Origin of the sequence: Exiguobacterium sp. Leaf187 (genome assembly GCF_001423925.1) — a bacterium.
In the GTDB taxonomy this organism is placed as follows: Bacteria; Bacillota; Bacilli; order Exiguobacteriales; family Exiguobacteriaceae; genus Exiguobacterium_A; species Exiguobacterium_A indicum.
On record NZ_LMPR01000009.1, the window covers coordinates 15,786 to 34,676 of the forward strand.

An 18,891-nucleotide genomic window follows, 5' to 3' on the forward strand; every position below is an offset into this window, starting at 1 on the left:
CCCGGAGATATGAAGAGTTAAACCTCACCGGTGTTCCGTATAGTGATGAACCGGTAGTGTAGCAAGTGCCTGGTCGATTTGAGCTTGTGAGATCGACTCTTTCATCGCTTGGACGTTTGCCTGAAGCTGTGACACGCTCGACGCACCAGGAAGGACGATGTCGACCTGTTGATCGATGGCTTGCAACGCAAGCGCAGGAAGCGGGAAATCTTGAAGTTTTTGAAGACTCGCTTCAAGCGTTTCCTTATCGAATTGTTCGAACCGATCAACCGACTGCAGGCGTGAAGCACTCTCATGTGTCAAGAGTCCTTTTGCCAGTGGACCACGGGCAACGACTTGGATGTTTTTCTCTTTTAAGCGTGGCAACAACTCTTCGATGCGGCGATCGAGCAACGAATAAGGCGTCATCAAGTAAGAGAAATTACTATGCTCGAGCCAATATTCGATGACATTCGGGCGCAGTGACGACAGACCATATTCCTTGATCTTCCCCTCTGCTTTTAAATCTTCCATTGCGCGGATCGACGCATCGATGTCATCATCGATCGTGCCGCCGTGGACGTAATACAGGTCGAGATAAGGTGTTTCAAGACGATTCAAACTTTCAAGACAAGCTTGCTTCAGATAGTCATAACTCGGATCCCATGTCCAACCGGTTCCGGTCGCGTTCATCCGATTCCCACCTTTTGAGGCGAGGAACAATCGACTGCGATCCTCTTGTGAGAAGGTTTGACCGATGATGGATTCGACCGCTCCGTTCGCATAGACGTCCGCTGTATCGAAGTGCGTGATTCCGGCATCAAGTGCCGTCCGCAGGATTGCTGTTGCTTCCTCCTGACCACGCTTTAAGATCGTCATCGTACCTAATCCTAATGACATGTTCAATTCCCTCTTTTCTTAGATGAACTATAAGTTTGGAACTTCTGCTTTCTAGTGTATCATATCTGATGAAAAAGACGATTTCGAAGTCTTGCGGCAATACGTCGGAAACGGCATACTAATCATGATAGAGAACGTAAACTAAGATAGAAGAGGGGAACACATCCGATGGAAGAAAAAACGATTGAACGTGAAGTGATTTATGAAGGAAAAGTCTTTGACGTCGAGAAACATGTCGTCACGTTACCGAACGGCAATACCTCGGTCCGTGAATTGGTCTATCATAATGGTGCCGTCGCGATCATTGCTTTTGATGAACAAGGTGATTTGATCGTCGTGGAACAGTACCGGAAGGCGTTCGAGAGTCTATCGATCGAGATTCCAGCAGGAAAACTCGAGAAAGGCGAAGATCCACTTGATTGTGCCGGACGCGAATTAAAGGAAGAAACAGGTTACGTCGCGAAAGAGTTACGACATGTCTTTGATTTCTACGGTGCGCCTGGTTTCTGCAGTGAGCGTGTACATATCTATGAAGCGATTGGTCTGACTGCCGGTGATCGTCAACTCGATGAGGATGAGTTCCTTGAGAATAAGACATTGAAGCTCGAAGAAGCACTCGAACTCGTTGCAAACGGAACGATCGTCGACGCGAAAACGATCATGGCGATCCAGCATTGGCAAATTCGTACTTTAAAATGATTCTCATTAAAATGATTTTCAGTTGATAATCATTTTAATTTGAAAAAAGACTGATTATCAGCTATGATAATAGCATCAGTTCGAACAAAGGGGGCGTTATGATGGAAAGTCGTGTAGAACGCATCAAAAAACAGCTAAGCGGTAAAGGATATAAGCTGACTCCCCAACGTGAAGCGACTGTGCGTGTCCTGCTCGAACACGAGTCGGATCACCTCAGTGCCGAAAATGTCTTTCTCCTTGTAAAAGAAAAGAACTCCGACATCGGACTTGCGACGGTTTACCGGACGCTCGAATTATTGACGGAGCTTGAAGTCGTCGATAAAGTCAACTTCGGAGATGGCGTATCCCGGTTTGATTTACGACAAGAAGGTGCGAGTCATTCGCATCACCATCTCGTCTGTATCGAATGCGGATCCGTCGAAGAGATTTTAGACGACATGCTAGAAGAAGTAGAGAAAGAAATCGTGTCCCGATTCCACTTTAAAATCAAGGATCACCGCCTGACATTCCATGGCGTCTGCCGTGTCTGCCAAGAGCGTCATGCTCGGGAAGCGTTGGAACAATCGCAAACACAAACAGTCTGACCGTCCGACGAAATTTCGGATGGTTTTTCTTTTTCAATTTTATAGGTCAGACCTCTTCACAACGGTTTACACCTTTGATATGATGGGAAAGTAAGCGATTTCGTAAACGAAGAGGATGAGTTCAGTGCGTGAACAACTGGAAGCATTTATCAATTATTTAGTGATTGAACGGCAAATGTCCGCGAATACGGCAGCTGCGTATCGAAATGATTTAAATCAATACTTACAGACGCTTGAAACAGCGGAAGTTTCCTCGTTCGAACAGGTTCACCGACATCATATCGTCGACCATATTGAACGATTGCTTGAAGCACGAAAGTCACGATCGACGGTTCGCCGGGCGACGAGCTCGATCCGTTCGTTCCATCAATATTTGGTCGAAGAGAGACTTGCAACACATGATCCGTCTCGTCATCTTGATTTACCGAAACCGGAGAAAAAGTTGCCCGTCGTCTGGAGTCAAACGGACGTCGAACGCTTGCTTGATTCGGTCGTCGGTGTCGATCCGCTTACACGACGAGATGCAGCAATGCTTGAGCTTCTCTATGGAACAGGCATGCGCGTCAGCGAACTGCTCCAACTGAAGTTGAACGATTTGCAACTCGAACTCGGGTATCTGTCGTGTCTTGGGAAAGGGAACAAATCCCGGATCATCCCGATGAGTACGACATCGATTGAAAGTGTCAGGACATATCTTGACCTCGCGCGCAATAGTCTCGGCGGTCAAAAGACGGACGATGTCTTCTTAAACAGTCGCGGTGATCGTTTGTCACGGCAAGGGTTTTGGAAGATGATCAAGCGACGGGCAAAGGAAGCGGGTATTGAAAAAGAGATCACACCGCACGTCCTGCGCCATTCGTTCGCGACCCATCTACTTGAAAATGGTGCCGATTTACGCGTCGTACAAGAAATGCTAGGACACGCTGATTTGTCGACGACACAAATGTATACACACGTTAACAAAGCACGACTTCACGACGTGTATAAGAAACATCATCCACGGGCATGATGGTTCTATCTTTTAAAGGTCTGACTTCAGACAAATGATGCGTTTTGTCTAGTCCCTTTCCGGGAAAAATCGTAACGGGAATCGCACAACTACAGCTCGTATATAGGAGGAACAGCAAATGGCTCAATCATTTAAACGTGTATTTTTGATCGTCATGGACTCCGTAGGAATCGGAGAAGCACCGGACGCTGAACAGTTCGGAGATCTTGGTTCGCATACGCTCGGTCACATCGCGCGTGAACGCAACGGACTCAACATGCCGAACATGGCAAAACTCGGTCTCTCGCATATCGAACCGATCGAAGGTATCTCAGCTGAAGAAGCACCGCTTGCGGCATACGGAAAAATGCAGGAAGTATCTGCAGGGAAAGATACGATGACAGGGCATTGGGAGATCATGGGACTCCGGATCGATACACCATTCCGTGTCTTCGAAAAATTCCCGGATGATTTGATTCATCGCCTAGAAGAGTTCTCAGGTCGGAAGATCATTGGGAACAAACCGGCTTCTGGTACGGAAATTCTCGACGAACTCGGACAAGAACATGTCGAGACAGGCGCCTTGATCGTCTATACGTCGGCAGACTCTGTCCTTCAAATCGCAGCACACGAAGAAGTCGTGCCATTAGAAGAATTGTACCGGATTTGTGAATACGCACGTGATATCACACGGGATGACCCGTACATGCTCGGTCGTATCATCGCGCGTCCATTCCTTGGTGAAGCAGGAGCGTGGGTCCGGACAGCGAACCGTCACGACTATGCACTTAAACCATTCGACCGGACGGTCATGAACGAACTCGAGACGGCAGGACTCGATGTCATCTCGCTCGGTAAGATTGCTGATATCTACGATGGAGAAGGCGTCACGGATGCAATCCGGACGAAGTCGAACATGGACGGGATGGATCAGCTCGTGAAACAACTTGATCGTGATTTCAACGGACTTTGCTTCTTAAACCTTGTCGATTTCGATGCGCTGTTCGGACACCGTCGTGATCCGCAAGGCTACGGACAAGCACTCGAAGAGTTCGATGCGCGACTTCCGGAAGTGTTTGCTCGCTTAAACGAAGACGATCTCTTGATCATCACGGCTGACCACGGAAACGATCCGGTTCATGCTGGGACTGACCATACACGGGAATACGTACCATTGCTTGCCTACCATAAAAATGGTGTTGCAAAACCGCTCGGTATCCGTGAAACGTTCGCTGATCTTGGAGCGACGGTCGCAGAAAACTTCGCCGTCAAGATGCCGGCACATGGAACAAGCTTTTTAACAGAACTATAATTCGAGGGAGCGATTCAGATGACAGTCAACTGGAATGAAACACGTTCGTTTTTAGAAAGCAAGATGCAGGCAAAACCGGAGATCGGATTGATTCTCGGTTCAGGACTAGGTGTCCTTGCGGATGAGATCGAAAACCCGATCGCGATTCCATATCATGAAATCCCGAACTTCCCGGTATCAACGGTCGAAGGACACGCGGGACAACTCGTCTTCGGTACTCTTGAAGGGAAACAAGTCGTTGCGATGCAAGGGCGATTCCACTTCTACGAAGGATATTCGATGGACATGGTCACGTTCCCAGTCCGTGTCATGAAAGCGATCGGTGTCGAGACATTGATCGTCACGAACGCAGCGGGTGCTTGTAACGAAGCGTTCGAACCAGGTGATTTGATGTTGATCACGGATCACATCAACTTCTTCGGTACGAACCCATTGATCGGGAAGAACGTCGATGAGATGGGACCACGTTTCCCGGATATGTCGAAGCCGTATGATGCGGAATTACTTCGTCTTGCACAGGAAACAGCGGACGAGCTCGGAATTCGTGTCCGTCAAGGTGTCTACTTCGGAAACACTGGTCCAACGTATGAGACGCCAGCAGAAGTCAAGATGGCACGGATGCTTGGTGGCGACGTCGTCGGTATGTCGACGGTCCCTGAAGTCATCGTTGCCCGTCATTCCGATATGCGAGTCCTTGGGATCTCATGTGTCTCGAACATGGCAGCAGGTATTCTCGACCAACCGTTACATCATGATGAAGTCATCGAAACGACAGAACGTGTCCGGGCACACTTCCTATCACTCGTTCGCGGTTCGATCAAAAAAATGTAACGACTGTTTATAAAACTCACAAACCACTCCTGAGGAGGAACTAGATTATGCGTATGGTAGATTTGATTGCAACAAAACGAGACGGTGGCGAACTCGCAACAGCTGATATTCAAGCAATGGTAGAAGGATTCACGAATGGTGAGATTCCAGATTACCAAATGTCAGCGATGTCGATGGCGATTTTCTATCAAGGAATGTCAGATCGTGAAATCGCTGATTTGACGATGGCGATGGTCAACTCGGGCGACGTGATCGACCTTTCACGTATCCACGGGAAAAAAGTCGACAAACACTCGACAGGCGGTGTTGGTGACAAAATCAGTCTGATCGTCGCACCACTCGTTGCGTCAATCGGCATTCCGGTTGCGAAGATGAGCGGTCGTGGACTCGGTCATACAGGTGGAACCATCGACAAACTCGAAGCGTTCCCTGGTTTTGACGTCGAGCTTTCAGAAGAAGCGTTCGTCTCACAAGTCAACGACATTAAGATGGCAATCATCGGTCAAACGGGTAACCTGACGCCTGCAGACAAAAAACTCTACGCCCTTCGTGACGTCACGGCGACGGTCAACTCGATCCCATTGATCGCAAGTTCAATCATGTCGAAGAAGATTGCAGCAGGAGCAGACAGCATCGTACTCGACGTCAAGACGGGTTCTGGTGCCTTCATGAAATCGTTCGAAGATGCAAAAGCACTTGCGACAGAGATGGTTTCGATCGGTAAGAGTGTCAACCGTAAGACGGTTGCTGTCATTACGGACATGGATCAGCCGCTCGGCTTTGAGATCGGAAACGCAAACGAAGTCAAGGAAGCGATTGAAGTCCTTCAAGGGAAAGATGTCCGTGATTTGAAAGTCATCGCCTTGACGATTGCATCACACATGGCAGTCCTCGGTGATTTCTACCCGACGTTTGACGAAGCATATGCGGATCTCGAAACACGTCTCGGTAACGGAGCAGCACTTGACGTCTTTAAGAAGTTCATCGCAGCTCAAGGTGGCGACGCGTCTCTCGTTGACGACATGACAAAAGCACTTGAAACGAAATACGAAAAAACATTCGTCGCTTCAAAAGCAGGTTATGTCTCTGAAATCATCGCTGACGAAGTCGGTGTTGCAGCAATGATCCTCGGTGCAGGACGCGCGACGAAAGCAGATGAGATCGATCACGCAGCAAGCGTTACGTTGCACAAGAAAGTCGGCGACCGTGTAGAAGTCGGCGATGTCATCGCAACACTTCGTTCAAACAAAGAAACACTCGATCAAGCAATCGAAAAAATGGATCACGCGTACCATATCAGTGAAACGAAACCGGCAGAACGCCCGCTCGTTCACGCTGTTATCCAGTAAGCAATCCAATCAGCAATACCTGAGTAGTGGACTTTGTCCGCTACTCTTTTTTTATGGTAAAATCAAATGTGTAAAAAAATGGTATTTAAAAAGAGGAGGACTTACCGCCATGAAGCTTATGAAACGTTTGACCATCCTGTTATTCAGTCTAATCGGAGTCATCGGATGTGGCATTGTCATACTAGTTTTTTCCTTTTGGCAAAGTACGAAGCCAGAAGCAGCAGAAGAAGCGAAAATAAAAAACGAAGCCAAGGTTTACTTAGAAAAGCAAAAGTATCTAAAGGAAGCGCAAGTGACCGGTAGTGTTTATGATAGTATGGGGAATTTTTCATTTGACTATGCAGCACAAGCTGTTGATAAAAAAACGAATACCGAGTTTTTAATCTATCAAACTGAAGAATCGGGAACATTCGTTGATTCGTATCATGCGTCACTTTGGGAAGACCAGTTAGAAAGACGTATCATGCCTCCTACGCTTGAAAACATTGATGAGGAATTGGAAGTACACGTTTTATATGATAACGAAGAGATCCAACAACTTGATGACGCGCGTTTTGAACCAGAAGCATACTTACGTGAAGACGTGGCACCGACAATCTTAATTGATGTACATCGTAAACGACATGAACTGGACAAAGTACGAATTGAAGAGTGGGCAAAGTCATTACGCGAACAAAAGATTCTTCAACATATGACGGTCAAGATTGACTATGTCTCGAAAAAAGGTGAGTTACTGGAGGACGGGAATTCGTTGTTCGTAACGTTATAAAATGGATTAAAAAATGAAAGTACGCGGTTCCCTTTCGATTTGTTATACTGGAAATACTTGTAATGAATAAGGGGGAACTTTCATGAAACCACCACGTTTACAAAAAGGGGATAAGATTGCCATCGTCTCACCGGCGTCTGCTGTCGCAGCATACGTACCGCGTCGTCTCGCCCGCGGTATCGCAACACTTGAAAAAATGGGCTTTGAGGTCGTCTTGATGCCGAACGCAACAGCTGTCCATAGTCATACGGCAGGAACGATCGGGGAACGGCTACAAGATTTACATATGGCGTTCGCTGATCCGTCGATCAAGGCGATCATCTCGACGATCGGTGGGTTTAACTCGCACCAGCTACTCGACGAACTCGATTATGAATTAATCCGGAACAATCCGAAGATCTTCGTAGGTTACAGCGATATCACGGCACTGTTTGCTGGGATCTATCAGCAGACAGGATTGACGACGTTCGTCGGACCCGCACTGCTGACGCAGTTCGGTCAATTCGATGGTCTTGATCCGTATACAGAAGAATCGTTCAAACGTACGTTCATGCAGACGGAGCCGATTGGTCGGATCGAAGCGTCTGAGGAGTGGACAGATGAGGTTTTACGCTGGGATGTCGCGGACGACCGAAGACGAGAACATCAAGTGAACGCAGGGTACACGATCGTTAAGACCGGTGTCGCAGAAGGTCCGATTCTGACGGGGAACACGGGAACACTTTTACTGCTTGCCGGAACACCTTACTTGCCATCGTTTGACGGTGTCGTCTTGATGCTTGAGGATGACGAGAGTGAGACACCAGAAACGATCGACCGGTATTTCACGCAATTGCGACACATGGGTGCGTATGACAAGATTGCGGCACTCGTCGTCGGACGCTTCCCGCGAAAAGTCGATTTTGACCCGGACTTCCCGCTCAAGGACATCATTCTGCGCGCGACGCGAGGCTATGATTTCCCGATCATTCTCGATGCGGACTTCGGGCATACGGATCCCGTCACGACACTCGCGAATGGGGTGCAGATTCGTGTCGAAGCAACGGATTCGGTGACACTCGATGTGTTAGAGGCAGCCGTCGAGTAAAAAGGCCTGCACGACGCCTTGAAATTTGGTACACTGTACCATGGAATCACGATCTTGAATCGTGACGAATCTCCTGCTGAAAAGCACGAAAGGTTGGTCAAACATGCAAAAAACTGGTCATATCTTATTAGAAGATGGAAATAAAATTGAATTCGAATTGTTCAACGATGAAGCACCGATCACGACTGAAAACTTCGAAAACCTTGCGAACTCGAACTTCTACGATGGATTGAACTTCCACCGTGTCATCCCAGGCTTCGTCTCACAAGGCGGATGCCCAATCGGAAACGGTACAGGCGGTTCAGGAAAAACGATTCCTTGTGAAACGTCAACATCATACCCACACAAACACAAGGCGGGTTCACTCTCGATGGCACACGCTGGTCGTAACACAGGATCAAGCCAGTTCTTCATCGTACACGAGCCACAACCGCACCTCGACGGCGTACACACGGTCTTCGGACAAGTGACTTCAGGTCTCGAACATGCACAAAAAATGAAGCAAGGCGCTGGCATTAAAGAAATCCGCGTCGAAGCGTAAGTTCTTGCTCCTCTTCGAACGTTCGAAGAGGAGTTTTTCTTTTTTTAGAACCGGGTACAATCAGTAAGGGAACTCAACTCGAAAAGGAGTGTTTGTCATGCGTTTAGAAGGAAAACGAATCATCCAAGTCGTCAGCAATGACTTCGAGGATTTAGAATTATGGTATCCTGTCCATCGCTTGCGTGAAGAAGGCGCGATCGTCGACATCGTTGGTGAGAAGGCAGATGAGACGTATATCGGGAAGTACGGTGTTCCGATCAAATCGAATAAGACGTTCGATGAGATTAATCCAGCAGAATACGATGCGATTCTTGTTCCGGGTGGTTGGTCACCCGATCTGTTACGCCGCTTTGACTCTGTCCTGAACATGGTGCGTCATTTTGACCAGAACAAACAACCGATTGGTCAAATCTGCCACGCTGGTTGGGTGCTGATCTCTGCTGGCATCTTAAAAGGCGTCAACGTCACGAGTACGCCAGGGATCAAGGATGACATGACGAATGCGGGTGCGATTTGGCATGATGAAGCTGTCGTCGTCGACGGACATATCGTCTCGAGTCGTCGTCCACCCGATCTACCGGACTACATGCGTGCCTTCATCCAAGTGATGGAAGAACAAGCGTGATTCAGATGCAGGGGACGTCACGAGACGGACTCCTGCATTTTCATGGATTATGAAAAAAATGCAGTAATTCTGTGTGAGAAGGTGTAGAATGAATGAGTCTCAGTCGTTCATGCTCCTGAGAGTTGTTGAAATTAGGAAGGTGTAGAATCACATGCTAGTAAAATATAAGAAGTTGAATGAACGGACCGCGATGGGGCTGATCGCCTTTTCGTGCGAAGTGAAGGATCCGAAGTATTTGCTTGAAACGGTTCAAGCCTATGAACAGGAAGAAGACCAACGCTTGTATTTGTACAAACAAGATGAGGATTTCGTCGGTGTCATCGGGTTTCAATTAATGGATGGCCATGCTGAATTGAAACATATCGCATTATCACCGTCTTTCCGTGGAGAACGGATGTCGTATCTCCTACTCGATGAAGCAGCCAAACTTCTTCGAACGGATATTACGGGTGCGACCGAAGAGACGCAACGCCTCGTCGACAAATGGAAAAATCAATAAAAAGACCGGTCCATGGCTCAGATGGACCGGTCTCTTCGGTTTTGTAGCGCTTCTTGTCGTGCCGTGACGACATCCGTACGATCGCGTAAACGGTGTTTATGTGTCACATAGTCGAGATCAGGTGCTGTCGCTTCAAGTGCGACAGCTCGGATGACGTCCGAGAAGACAGGTAACGGGATGTGTCGATAGACCTTATCCGTAAAATGGTCGCGATGATCGAGCAAATATGAGACGTCGATCCCGGACGCAATCAGTGATGCCCGGTGACGTTCGATTTTATCGAATGCTTTCGCATATGTCCGCTGTGCCCCAGTCGTATTTCCGCGGCGGTGATGATAGCGGGCGACGGCCAGTTGGATCAGACCGACAAGCGCCTCGTCCTGGCGTTGTCCTTCTTGCCAGACTTCCTCTAAGATTTCATGGCACTCGAAGTAATCGTGCCGAATGTTGAATTCAAATACGAATCGTTCAATCGGATTCATGGAATCACCTCTTCCTTTGAATATAACATAGTCGAACCCATCTGTTGTATGGTATACTAAGGCGCAAAAAACGTTGATGGGCAGGGAAAATCATGGAATCATACAGTGTAAAGATGGATGCGTTTGAAGGCCCGCTGGACTTGCTGTTACACTTGGTTGGTAAATTAGAAATCGATATTTATGATATATCCGTTTCCATGGTGACGGATCAATATGTGTCCTATATCCGTGCGATGCAGCATCTTGAACTAGATGTTGCTAGTGAATATCTTGTCATGGCAGCGACGCTGTTGCAACTGAAAAGCAAACAACTCTTGCCGATCGAACAGACGGATTACGATGAGATTCCCGATTTCGAGGAAGAACCGACGCGAGAAGGTCTGATTCAACAGTTGATCGAGTATAAAGCATACAAGGAAGCAGCACTCGTCCTGAAAGAAAAGGAAGAGGCACGCCTTGAGCTGTTCTCGAAACAACCAGAGGATTTGATGCGTTATCTCGACACGGATGCACAAGAGTATAACGGTACGTTATCACTGAGTGATTTATTACGTGTTTACGAAAAAATGCGCCAACGGGAAGCTTGGAAGGTACGCCGTTCGAAGACGGTCAAACGGGAAGAACGTTCACTCGAGCAACAGATGGAGTCCGTTGCCCGGTACGTCGCGACCCGTGAGCGGACGACATTCTTCGGTTTTTTTGCGGAGCAACCGACGGTCGAAGAACTAGTCGTCAGCTTCCTCGCTGTTCTTGAGCTCGTGAAGCAACGGGTCATTGATTGTGAACAGATGACCGATGATATCCTATTGCGGAGCATGGTGAAGGAGGAGAGTCAGATTGGCGTATGAACAAATCATTGAGAGCCTGTTATTCGTCGTCGGAGACGATGGAATCGATCCGCGTGGTCTCAGTCAAGCGCTAGAGATCAGTGAAGCGGCAGCGCGTGAACAGTTGCTGGCTCTTCAAACGACATTCGAAGCAGAGCAGCGTGTGTTGCAAATCGTGGAGTCGGGTGGTGTCTTTAAGATGGTGACACGAAAAGAGATGTCGCCATATATTCAGGCATATGCCGGTTCGCTCGCAGAAGATTCCTTGTCTCGAGCAGCAATGGAGACACTCGTCATCATCGCATACAAGCAACCCGTCACACGTGCTGACATCGAAGTCGTTCGTGGTGTGAAGACGGAGCGTGTCATCCATACGTTAAGTGCAAAAGGTTTGATTGAAGAGGCGGGACGCGCCAAAGGCGTCGGTCGCGCAAAATTGTATAAAACGACGGATCATTTCCTGGACCATTTTGGTCTGAACAGTATTGAAGAGTTGCCGCCACTCGAGTTCGAAGAAACGTTCGAATCGGATGGAGATCTCTTCTTCCGGAATGATCCTTCATTAGAGGAGAGAGTGAATTAATGGAACGGTTACAAAAAATCATCGCACAAGCAGGTGTCGCTTCGCGGCGTAAAGCAGAGGAATTGATCACAGCAGGTCGCGTCAAGGTCAACGGAAAAGTCATCACGGAGCTTGGAACGAAAGTCGGAGCACGTGCCGAAGTCGAAGTAGACGGTGTGAAGCTCGAACGGGAAGAACACGTCTACTACATGCTCTATAAACCAACAGGTGTCGTTTCGACGGTTGAAGACGACAAAGGACGTAAGACGGTCGTCGATCTCGTACCACCCGGACACCGTGTCTTCCCAGTCGGTCGACTCGACTACAATACGAGCGGTCTTCTTTTAATGACGAATGACGGTGAATTCTCGAACCTCTTGCTTCACCCGAAATATAAGGTACCGAAGCGTTATATCGTCAAAATCAAAGGTGTACCAGAATACTTCCACGTCAAAGGTCTTGAAAAAGGTGTCGTCTTACCGGATGGTTTCAAGACAGGTAAAGCACGTGTCGAGATGCGCGATATCGATAAGAAGAAAAATACAGCGATTCTTGAAATGGTCATCTACGAGGGACATAACCGTCAAGTCCGTCAAATGGTCGAGACACTCGGTTCGGAAGTCTTGAAGTTGAAACGTGAACAGTTCGGTTTCTTGACACTGGCCGGTCTTACTTCTGGCGAGTGGCGTGAACTTTCAAAAAAAGAAGTCAATCAATTGCGTGAGCTAGCGGATCCAGCCGCTCCACCTACGAAAAGACGTAAGAACACAAAAAAACGTTAATTTGTAAAGCGAGAAGCTCATCCTCCGGGTTGAGTTTTCTTTTTTTGTGACAAAACGATTAACGAATTTCACATTTTGTCAACGGTAAAGCGATTTCAAGTACAATATGGGTGGAGGCGGTAAAATATGAAAAAAACGAAACAAAATCCGGAAGAACGCTTAGCAGCGGCCCAGCAAAAAAAGAAGAAACGCTCCTTCTGGCGTCTGATGATCATGACGATTGTCTTGTTCGCCGGAGCAGTCGTCATCATGCAATTCGTCGATCAAGCGACACGTGATAAAAACGGTCGTGTCATGGCAGGCGATGATGCCCCTGGTTTCGCACTCGTCGATCTATATGGTGAGAAACAGCACTCGATGGACGAATACAAAGGAAAAGGACTTTTACTCAATTTCTGGGGAACATTCTGTGAACCATGTAAGAAAGAGATGCCATTGATCAATGACAACTATCAGATGATGCAAGACCAAGGCGTCAATTTCGTAGCGGTCAATGTCGGTGAAACACCAGTTCGTGTCTCAAGCTTCATCAAGGATATTGGCGGAACGGACTATCCGATTCTCATGGATACGAACAGTTCGGTCGAGAAGGCTTACGGGATCTACAACTTACCTGTGACGTTCATCATCAATAAAAAAGGTGAAGTCGTCGAGAAGTATGAAGGTGAGATTGATCAAGCGAAGCTCGAAGAGATGGTGAAGAAGGCGAACGAGTAACGCATCGAAGGGGGATTTAAGGATGCAGGAGCAAGAAGATTTCAAACAACTGGACATGCGTTACGAGGAAGCGGAGCTTCGATCGAAACGTAAGAATCCATCTTGGATCGACCGGGCATGGACGTTCTTCTCGTCCGTCAAGGTCGGGTTATGGTTGATTGCCTTGATCATCATCGCGAGCGGGGTCGGAACGATCTTCCCGCAAGAGATGTATATTCCACAGGCAACACCACCAGAAGAGTTTTACCAAAAGGAATACGGCACGGCAGGTGACATCTACTATACGTTAGGATTCCATAACCTATTTGAATCATGGTGGTATATCGGATTGATCACGCTTTTATTACTCTCGATCATTATCGTGTCGATTGACCGATTCTTCCCGCTCTACCGAGCACTGAAGAAACAACCGGTCATCCAGTCGGACCGTTTCATGAACGGTCAGCGATTTGGCGCGGAAGCGACTGGCGATGTTAAAAAAATCGATGCGATCGCACCGTTGCTTGAGAAAAAAGGCTATAAAGTCCGTCGACAAGACGGGGCACTCTTAGCGGAAAAGCAACGTTTCGGACGATGGGGTCCATACATCAATCATATCGGACTCGTCTTATTCTTCGGTGGTGCGATGCTTCGAGTAGTACCAGGGATGCACGAAGATGAATTGCTTTGGCTCCGCGAAGGAGAGACGTTGCCGATCGAGGCGACGGACAATCAGTACTACTTGAAAAATGAAGCGTTCAACATCGAGTTCTATGATCCTGAGAAGGTCGATGAGAAGTTCAAGAAATCACTTGAAGCAGCAGGCGGAAACGTACCGAAGAACTATGATACGAAGATGACGCTGTACAAGAAAGTCGGCGAAACATCCGATTTCAAACCGAAGCTTGAAGAAATCAAGTCAGGTGAGACGGCAGTCAACCGCCCATTCGAATTCGATGATTATCAAGTCTTCCAGGAACAATACGCGGCAGATCCGGAATTCAAGACGATGTCGTTTAATATCGTCAACCAGAAGACGGACAAAGTCGTCGATACGATCAAAGTCGACTTGCGTGATCCGAAAGAAACATATGCTTTAAAAGATGGGTATGAGGTCGAACTGAAGGACTTCCTTCCGGACTTCGTCGTCAAAGATGGTCAGCCAACGACGAACTCGGGACGTCCAGTCAATCCTGCCTTCGTCTTTAGTATCAAGTCACCTGAACACCCGAAAGGTGAACGGAGTTTGATTGGGATCAAATTGAACGTCGGTGGAGATGAGAACCAGTACAAGATGGCGTTCGCCGGTACGGAACTCTCAAACATCTCGGGTGTCCGGATTAAAAAAGATCTGACGCTACCGTTCCTGTTTGCAGGTGGTATCATCTTCATGGCAGGCCTATTGATCGGAATGTACTGGCCGCACCGTCGTCTCTGGTTACGTGAGAAGAACGGTCGGATCCAGATTGCTGGATTTACGAACAAAAATGCATTGGGGCTTCAAAAAGAAGCTAATCTCGCGTTGACGGAAGTCGGTCTGCCAGAACTTGAGGATCGACAAAAGTTGCGGGAAGAGGGGGAAGCTAAATGAATTTGCTTCAGTTGAGCAGTAACCTGCTCCTTACATCATTCATCGTCTACCTCGTCAGTACAGGATTCTTCGCTGTAGCGACGAGTGGTAAAAAAGGACCGACGCGTTCTGGTAAAATCGCCTTTACGCTCGCGATCATCGGGTTCCTCGCGCAGCTCGGATATTTCTTCACGCGCTGGGCTGGAGCTGGGCATGTTCCAGTCTCGAACTTATATGAATACACGACATTCTTCGGCATGATGATGGTGCTTGGATTCTTGATCGTTTATGCCATCTACAAAAACAACGTCCTTGGCTTGATTGCGATGCCAGTTGCCTTGCTCGTCATCGCCTATGCGTCGATGTTCCCGGATGAAGTCCAACCGTTGATCCCAGCACTACAAAGTGTTTGGCTCAAAATCCACGTCACGACGGCAGCGCTCGGCGAAGGGATTCTTGCCGTCAGCTTCGCGACGGGATTACTGTATCTGATTCACGCGACGGATTTCAGTAAGGAATCGAAAACACGGACGTGGCTCGAAGTCGTCATGTTCTCACTCGCATGTGTTGTCGGTTACATCTTAGTTGGGCTGTTGTTCAAAGCAACAGGTTCTGCATCGACGATCGAATACGTTGCGAAAAACGGTGCAACGATGACGCATGACTATGTCATGCCAGTCTTGACAGGTCCTGAAGGCGGAAAAGTCTTATCGGGTTCAGGTGCCGTCATCGAATTACCAAACTTCTTGAACGCGAACAAAGTCAATACGGTCTTATGGTCGATCATTGGTGGCGTCGTCTTATACGTCTTGCTTCGCTTCGTCATTCTTCGCAAGCGTCTTGCTGAAAGCTTAAAGCCGATTGCGCGTAAGATTGATCTTGAGACAGCAGATGAGATCAGCTATCGTTCTGTTGCGATTGGTCTTCCAATCTTCATCCTGGGCGGTCTGATCTTCGCAATGATCTGGGCGCAAATGGCATGGAGCCGTTACTGGGGCTGGGACCCGAAAGAGGTATGGGCACTCATTACGATGCTCTTCTACGTCTTTTATCTCCATATGCGCATCCAGCGTGGTTGGATTGGTAAAAAATCAGCTTGGTTATGTGTCGGCGGATTTGCCGTCATCATGTTCAACCTTGTCTTCGTTAACCTTGTCGTAGCAGGATTACACTCGTACGCATAAGAAAAAGCAAGCAGCGGACCCGGAAACGGTCCGCTGCTTTTTCGTGTGCGTCTGACCGAAGTGTGCCTTTTCGGAGAAATCAGCCGGAGCAAGCCATTCTTTTCGTTTCATAGTATACTAAAAGAGTAGTAGGATAGAGGAGTAGAGTTTAGTTCATAGGAGGAGACAGCATGTCAGAAGAAGCACGTATTTTAGTCGTCGACGATGAAGAACGGATTCGTCGCCTGTTGAAGATGTATCTGGAGCGGGAAAATTTCACGATCGAGGAAGCAGACAATGGAGAGACGGCGCTTGAAATGGCGCTTGAGACAGAATACGATGTCATTCTCCTCGACTTGATGATGCCGAAGATGGACGGGATGCAAGTCTGTGAAGAACTGCGGAAAACAAAAGCGACGCCAATCGTCATGTTGACGGCAAAAGGCGAAGAGACGAACCGCGTCCATGGGTTTGAGATGGGGGCAGATGATTATATCGTCAAACCATTCAGTCCACGTGAAGTCGTCTTGCGTGTCAAAGCGATTCTTCGTCGGGCAAGTGCGACGAAATTCCTCCACACGGATGCGAAAACAAAAGATGTCATCGTCTTCCCACACTTGACGATCGACAATGATGCGCACCGCGTGACGGTCGAGTCGCAAGAAGTCAATTTAACACCAAAAGAATACGAACTCCTGTATTTCTTAGCAAAACAAACGGATAAGGTATTCTCGCGAGAACAATTACTCAAGGAAGTCTGGAACTATGAATTTTTCGGAGATCTGCGGACAGTCGATACACACGTCAAACGTCTGCGTGAAAAGCTGAATCGTTTGTCTCCGAACGCCGCTCAAATGATCACGACGGTCTGGGGTGTCGGATACAAGTTCGAGAATAGTCCAACCTGACGATGAAATGGTTGCAAAGCGTTGTCATCAAACTATGGGGAACGATTCTGTTACTCGTTTCGGTCGTCTTGATCGCCTTGACGATCTTGTTACTTGAATTTTTCAACTCGTTCCATATCGAACAGGAACGGGGGCACTTGGCAAAGCTCGGTCAACAAGTCGAGACCGTCTTTCAGGCGCACTCCGGCATCGAGGAAGGGTCGAGTACTGCTGTTGAAATCACGGATATCTACGGGGCGACACTGATCGCAAAGACGCAGGATGATTCCGTCGAAGCGAATATCTCACAAGCGAAGGCGAACCGAATCATCAAGGAGCTCGAACGTCAGAACTGGAAAGCAATTGACGGTGAAGAAGGCGAGACGGCGATTGGTAACTATGAGACCTTTGATGGAAAGGCGGCACTCGCGTATCGGGCACCGCTCATTACGGACAGTGGCAACGGAACGATCTACTTGATCGAGCAATTGACGAACATTGAACAGGCGAATGAGGGAGCAAGACAAATCATTCAGCTCTGTGTCCTGTTAGCGATTATCGGGACGACCGTCTTTGCCTTCTTCCTCTCGACACGAATCACGGCACCACTGCGGACGATTCGTCAAGCTGTCGTTGAGGCCGGTGAAGGAAAGTTTGATCAGAGCCTGACGCAACGTTCACGGGATGAGATCGGTGACTTAGCGCTTGCGTTCAATGAAATGAGTAGTCAACTCAATCAATATGTCACGGATCTCGACAAGGAGCGGCATTTACTCTCCTCGATTCTGCGCTGTATGGCGGATGGGGTCTTAACGTTCTCGAAATCAGGTGAACTCCTCGCGACGAATCCACCAGCTGAAGCCTTTTTGGCAGGTTCTCCCGTACCGGATGAACTGATTGAGTTATTCCAGACGGTCATGCGTGAAGAGACGGAGATGACGGTCTCCTTCGAACGAGAGGGACGCTTTTACATCATCATCGTCAGTCCGTTACTCGAACAAGAAGAACAAATCGGAGCGGTCGCCGTCCTGCGTGATATGACGGAAGCGCAGCAGCTCGAGAAGATGCGTGCTGATTTCGTCGCGAACGTCAGTCATGAATTACGGACGCCACTCGTCATGTTGCAAGGGTACTCGGAAGCGATTGTCGATGGCATGACCGAAAGTGACGAGGCGACGAAAGAATTCGCATCGATCATTTACGACGAGTCCCAGCGACTGTCGAGACTTGTTAACGATCTTCTTGATCTTGCGCGAATGGAAGCGGGATATCAGGAGTTACGGATTGAATCCGTCGAAGCAATCCCTTTTGCAAAGCGGGTGATCAAGAAGTTCAAACAGATGGGACGCGATAAACAGGTCACGTTCTCGGTTTCTGGTCCGAACATCGCGTTTGAAGCAGACCCTGATCAGATGGAGCAAGTCTTGACGAACCTGCTTGGGAACGCCCTGCGTTATACGGAGAACGGTGAAATCAAGATTAAGATTGATGAAGATAGGGAAAACATTACATTATCCGTCATTGATTCGGGTGACGGAATCCCAGAAGAAGATCTACCGTTCGTCTTTGACCGTTTTTATAAAGCGGATAAAGCGCGGACACGTGGCAAGACGGGTACAGGAATCGGTCTTGCGATCGTGGCGAATGTCGTCCGAGCTCATGGTGGTGAAGTCGAAGTCGACAGCCGCTTGGGAGAGGGAGCGACTTTCCGGATCCGATTACCGAAAAAACAAGGGAAGCGAACATTATGAGTCGCTTC

General features: G+C 48.2%; 21 protein-coding genes. 19 read left to right on the forward strand and 2 right to left on the reverse strand.

Annotation, left to right across the window (positions count from 1 at the left end; all coding sequences use genetic code 11):
* Positions 1-24 precede the first annotated feature (24 nt).
* Entirely contained in the window at positions 25-879 is an 855-nt protein-coding gene (locus ASF99_RS04015; RefSeq protein ID WP_023467673.1) for an aldo/keto reductase, read from the reverse strand.
* 168 nt (positions 880-1,047) lie between these two features.
* Between ASF99_RS04015 and ASF99_RS04020 the strand changes: the two genes are divergently transcribed.
* The 11 genes from ASF99_RS04020 (at position 1,048) to ASF99_RS04070 (ending at position 10,163) form a co-directional block, all read left to right on the forward strand.
* The gene (locus ASF99_RS04020) at positions 1,048-1,578 is read left to right on the forward strand and encodes an NUDIX domain-containing protein (protein WP_023467674.1); all 531 of its coding nucleotides are present in this window, start codon (positions 1,048-1,050) and stop codon (positions 1,576-1,578) included.
* Positions 1,579-1,679: 101 nt separating this feature from the next.
* Complete coding sequence (gene fur / locus ASF99_RS04025) at positions 1,680-2,162, forward strand: ferric iron uptake transcriptional regulator (protein ID WP_023467675.1); 483 nt, start codon at positions 1,680-1,682, stop codon at positions 2,160-2,162.
* Positions 2,163-2,286: 124 nt separating this feature from the next.
* A complete protein-coding gene (gene xerD, locus ASF99_RS04030) occupies positions 2,287-3,171 on the forward strand; it encodes a site-specific tyrosine recombinase XerD (protein ID WP_023467676.1) in 885 nt (294 codons plus the stop codon).
* A gap of 118 nt (positions 3,172-3,289) precedes the next feature.
* Positions 3,290-4,462: a phosphopentomutase gene (gene deoB / locus ASF99_RS04035; protein ID WP_055967084.1), complete on the forward strand. Its 1,173-nt coding sequence runs from the start codon at positions 3,290-3,292 to the stop codon at positions 4,460-4,462.
* Positions 4,463-4,480: 18 nt separating this feature from the next.
* On the forward strand, positions 4,481-5,293 hold the full coding sequence (locus ASF99_RS04040) for a purine-nucleoside phosphorylase (protein WP_029341181.1): 813 nt from the start codon (positions 4,481-4,483) through the stop codon (positions 5,291-5,293).
* A 47-nt stretch (positions 5,294-5,340) separates the two neighbouring features.
* The gene (locus ASF99_RS04045; RefSeq protein ID WP_055967087.1) at positions 5,341-6,642 is read left to right on the forward strand and encodes a pyrimidine-nucleoside phosphorylase; all 1,302 of its coding nucleotides are present in this window, start codon (positions 5,341-5,343) and stop codon (positions 6,640-6,642) included.
* 109 nt (positions 6,643-6,751) lie between these two features.
* Positions 6,752-7,411, forward strand: a complete 660-nt coding sequence (locus ASF99_RS04050) for a hypothetical protein (RefSeq protein ID WP_055967090.1) — start codon at positions 6,752-6,754, stop codon at positions 7,409-7,411.
* Between the two features lie 82 nt (positions 7,412-7,493).
* Positions 7,494-8,498, forward strand: a complete 1,005-nt coding sequence (locus ASF99_RS04055; protein WP_023467681.1) for a S66 family peptidase — start codon at positions 7,494-7,496, stop codon at positions 8,496-8,498.
* Positions 8,499-8,601: 103 nt separating this feature from the next.
* Positions 8,602-9,039, forward strand: coding sequence for a peptidylprolyl isomerase (locus ASF99_RS04060; protein WP_023467682.1), 438 nt, complete (start codon positions 8,602-8,604; stop codon positions 9,037-9,039).
* A gap of 97 nt (positions 9,040-9,136) precedes the next feature.
* Positions 9,137-9,664, forward strand: coding sequence for a type 1 glutamine amidotransferase domain-containing protein (locus ASF99_RS04065; RefSeq protein ID WP_035398198.1), 528 nt, complete (start codon positions 9,137-9,139; stop codon positions 9,662-9,664).
* 151 nt (positions 9,665-9,815) lie between these two features.
* Positions 9,816-10,163, forward strand: coding sequence for a GNAT family N-acetyltransferase (locus ASF99_RS04070; RefSeq protein WP_023467684.1), 348 nt, complete (start codon positions 9,816-9,818; stop codon positions 10,161-10,163).
* Between the two features lie 17 nt (positions 10,164-10,180).
* Here ASF99_RS04070 and ASF99_RS04075 read toward each other — a convergent pair whose 3' ends face one another.
* Complete coding sequence (locus ASF99_RS04075; protein ID WP_023467685.1) at positions 10,181-10,645, reverse strand: DUF309 domain-containing protein; 465 nt, start codon at positions 10,643-10,645, stop codon at positions 10,181-10,183.
* A gap of 92 nt (positions 10,646-10,737) precedes the next feature.
* Between ASF99_RS04075 and ASF99_RS04080 the strand changes: the two genes are divergently transcribed.
* The 8 genes from ASF99_RS04080 (at position 10,738) to ASF99_RS04115 (ending at position 18,883) form a co-directional block, all read left to right on the forward strand.
* The gene (locus tag ASF99_RS04080; RefSeq protein ID WP_055967093.1) at positions 10,738-11,493 is read left to right on the forward strand and encodes a segregation/condensation protein A; all 756 of its coding nucleotides are present in this window, start codon (positions 10,738-10,740) and stop codon (positions 11,491-11,493) included.
* Positions 11,483-12,055 (forward strand): SMC-Scp complex subunit ScpB, encoded by a 573-nt coding sequence (gene scpB / locus ASF99_RS04085; RefSeq protein WP_023467687.1) that lies wholly within the window; start codon positions 11,483-11,485, stop codon positions 12,053-12,055. The genes ASF99_RS04080 and scpB overlap by 11 nt, the downstream gene beginning before the upstream one ends.
* A complete protein-coding gene (locus tag ASF99_RS04090) occupies positions 12,055-12,816 on the forward strand; it encodes a pseudouridine synthase (RefSeq protein WP_023467688.1) in 762 nt (253 codons plus the stop codon). Before scpB ends, ASF99_RS04090 begins: the two co-directional genes overlap by 1 nt.
* A 126-nt stretch (positions 12,817-12,942) precedes the next feature.
* Positions 12,943-13,533 carry a thiol-disulfide oxidoreductase ResA gene (gene resA, locus ASF99_RS04095; protein WP_023467689.1) on the forward strand — a complete coding sequence of 197 codons (591 nt, stop codon included), beginning with the start codon at positions 12,943-12,945 and terminating at the stop codon, positions 13,531-13,533.
* 22 nt (positions 13,534-13,555) lie between these two features.
* Positions 13,556-15,103 (forward strand): cytochrome c biogenesis protein ResB, encoded by a 1,548-nt coding sequence (resB, locus tag ASF99_RS04100; RefSeq protein WP_082486978.1) that lies wholly within the window; start codon positions 13,556-13,558, stop codon positions 15,101-15,103.
* Positions 15,100-16,266: a c-type cytochrome biogenesis protein CcsB gene (gene ccsB / locus ASF99_RS04105; RefSeq protein ID WP_055967096.1), complete on the forward strand. Its 1,167-nt coding sequence runs from the start codon at positions 15,100-15,102 to the stop codon at positions 16,264-16,266. The genes resB and ccsB overlap by 4 nt, the downstream gene beginning before the upstream one ends.
* 170 nt (positions 16,267-16,436) lie before the next feature.
* Positions 16,437-17,153, forward strand: a complete 717-nt coding sequence (locus tag ASF99_RS04110) for a response regulator transcription factor (RefSeq protein WP_023467692.1) — start codon at positions 16,437-16,439, stop codon at positions 17,151-17,153.
* Positions 17,154-17,155: 2 nt separating this feature from the next.
* On the forward strand, positions 17,156-18,883 hold the full coding sequence (locus ASF99_RS04115) for an ATP-binding protein (RefSeq protein WP_023467693.1): 1,728 nt from the start codon (positions 17,156-17,158) through the stop codon (positions 18,881-18,883).
* Positions 18,884-18,891: the final 8 nt, after the last annotated feature.

What these genes read in the sequence shown, in the direction of transcription:
- ASF99_RS04015 (WP_023467673.1), bottom strand. Translation starts at nt 879, where the DNA reads ATGTCATTAGGATTAGGTACGATGACGATCTTAAAGCGTGGTCAGGAG.
- ASF99_RS04020 (WP_023467674.1), top strand. Translation starts at nt 1,048, where the DNA reads ATGGAAGAAAAAACGATTGAACGTGAAGTGATTTATGAAGGAAAAGTC.
- fur (WP_023467675.1), top strand. Translation starts at nt 1,680, where the DNA reads ATGGAAAGTCGTGTAGAACGCATCAAAAAACAGCTAAGCGGTAAAGGA.
- deoB (WP_055967084.1), top strand. Translation starts at nt 3,290, where the DNA reads ATGGCTCAATCATTTAAACGTGTATTTTTGATCGTCATGGACTCCGTA.
- ASF99_RS04040 (WP_029341181.1), top strand. Translation starts at nt 4,481, where the DNA reads ATGACAGTCAACTGGAATGAAACACGTTCGTTTTTAGAAAGCAAGATG.
- ASF99_RS04045 (WP_055967087.1), top strand. Translation starts at nt 5,341, where the DNA reads ATGCGTATGGTAGATTTGATTGCAACAAAACGAGACGGTGGCGAACTC.
- ASF99_RS04050 (WP_055967090.1), top strand. Translation starts at nt 6,752, where the DNA reads ATGAAGCTTATGAAACGTTTGACCATCCTGTTATTCAGTCTAATCGGA.
- ASF99_RS04055 (WP_023467681.1), top strand. Translation starts at nt 7,494, where the DNA reads ATGAAACCACCACGTTTACAAAAAGGGGATAAGATTGCCATCGTCTCA.
- ASF99_RS04060 (WP_023467682.1), top strand. Translation starts at nt 8,602, where the DNA reads ATGCAAAAAACTGGTCATATCTTATTAGAAGATGGAAATAAAATTGAA.
- ASF99_RS04065 (WP_035398198.1), top strand. Translation starts at nt 9,137, where the DNA reads ATGCGTTTAGAAGGAAAACGAATCATCCAAGTCGTCAGCAATGACTTC.
- ASF99_RS04070 (WP_023467684.1), top strand. Translation starts at nt 9,816, where the DNA reads ATGCTAGTAAAATATAAGAAGTTGAATGAACGGACCGCGATGGGGCTG.
- ASF99_RS04075 (WP_023467685.1), bottom strand. Translation starts at nt 10,645, where the DNA reads ATGAATCCGATTGAACGATTCGTATTTGAATTCAACATTCGGCACGAT.
- ASF99_RS04080 (WP_055967093.1), top strand. Translation starts at nt 10,738, where the DNA reads ATGGAATCATACAGTGTAAAGATGGATGCGTTTGAAGGCCCGCTGGAC.
- ASF99_RS04090 (WP_023467688.1), top strand. Translation starts at nt 12,055, where the DNA reads ATGGAACGGTTACAAAAAATCATCGCACAAGCAGGTGTCGCTTCGCGG.
- resA (WP_023467689.1), top strand. Translation starts at nt 12,943, where the DNA reads ATGAAAAAAACGAAACAAAATCCGGAAGAACGCTTAGCAGCGGCCCAG.
- resB (WP_082486978.1), top strand. Translation starts at nt 13,556, where the DNA reads ATGCAGGAGCAAGAAGATTTCAAACAACTGGACATGCGTTACGAGGAA.
- ccsB (WP_055967096.1), top strand. Translation starts at nt 15,100, where the DNA reads ATGAATTTGCTTCAGTTGAGCAGTAACCTGCTCCTTACATCATTCATC.
- ASF99_RS04110 (WP_023467692.1), top strand. Translation starts at nt 16,437, where the DNA reads ATGTCAGAAGAAGCACGTATTTTAGTCGTCGACGATGAAGAACGGATT.
- ASF99_RS04115 (WP_023467693.1), top strand. Translation starts at nt 17,156, where the DNA reads ATGAAATGGTTGCAAAGCGTTGTCATCAAACTATGGGGAACGATTCTG.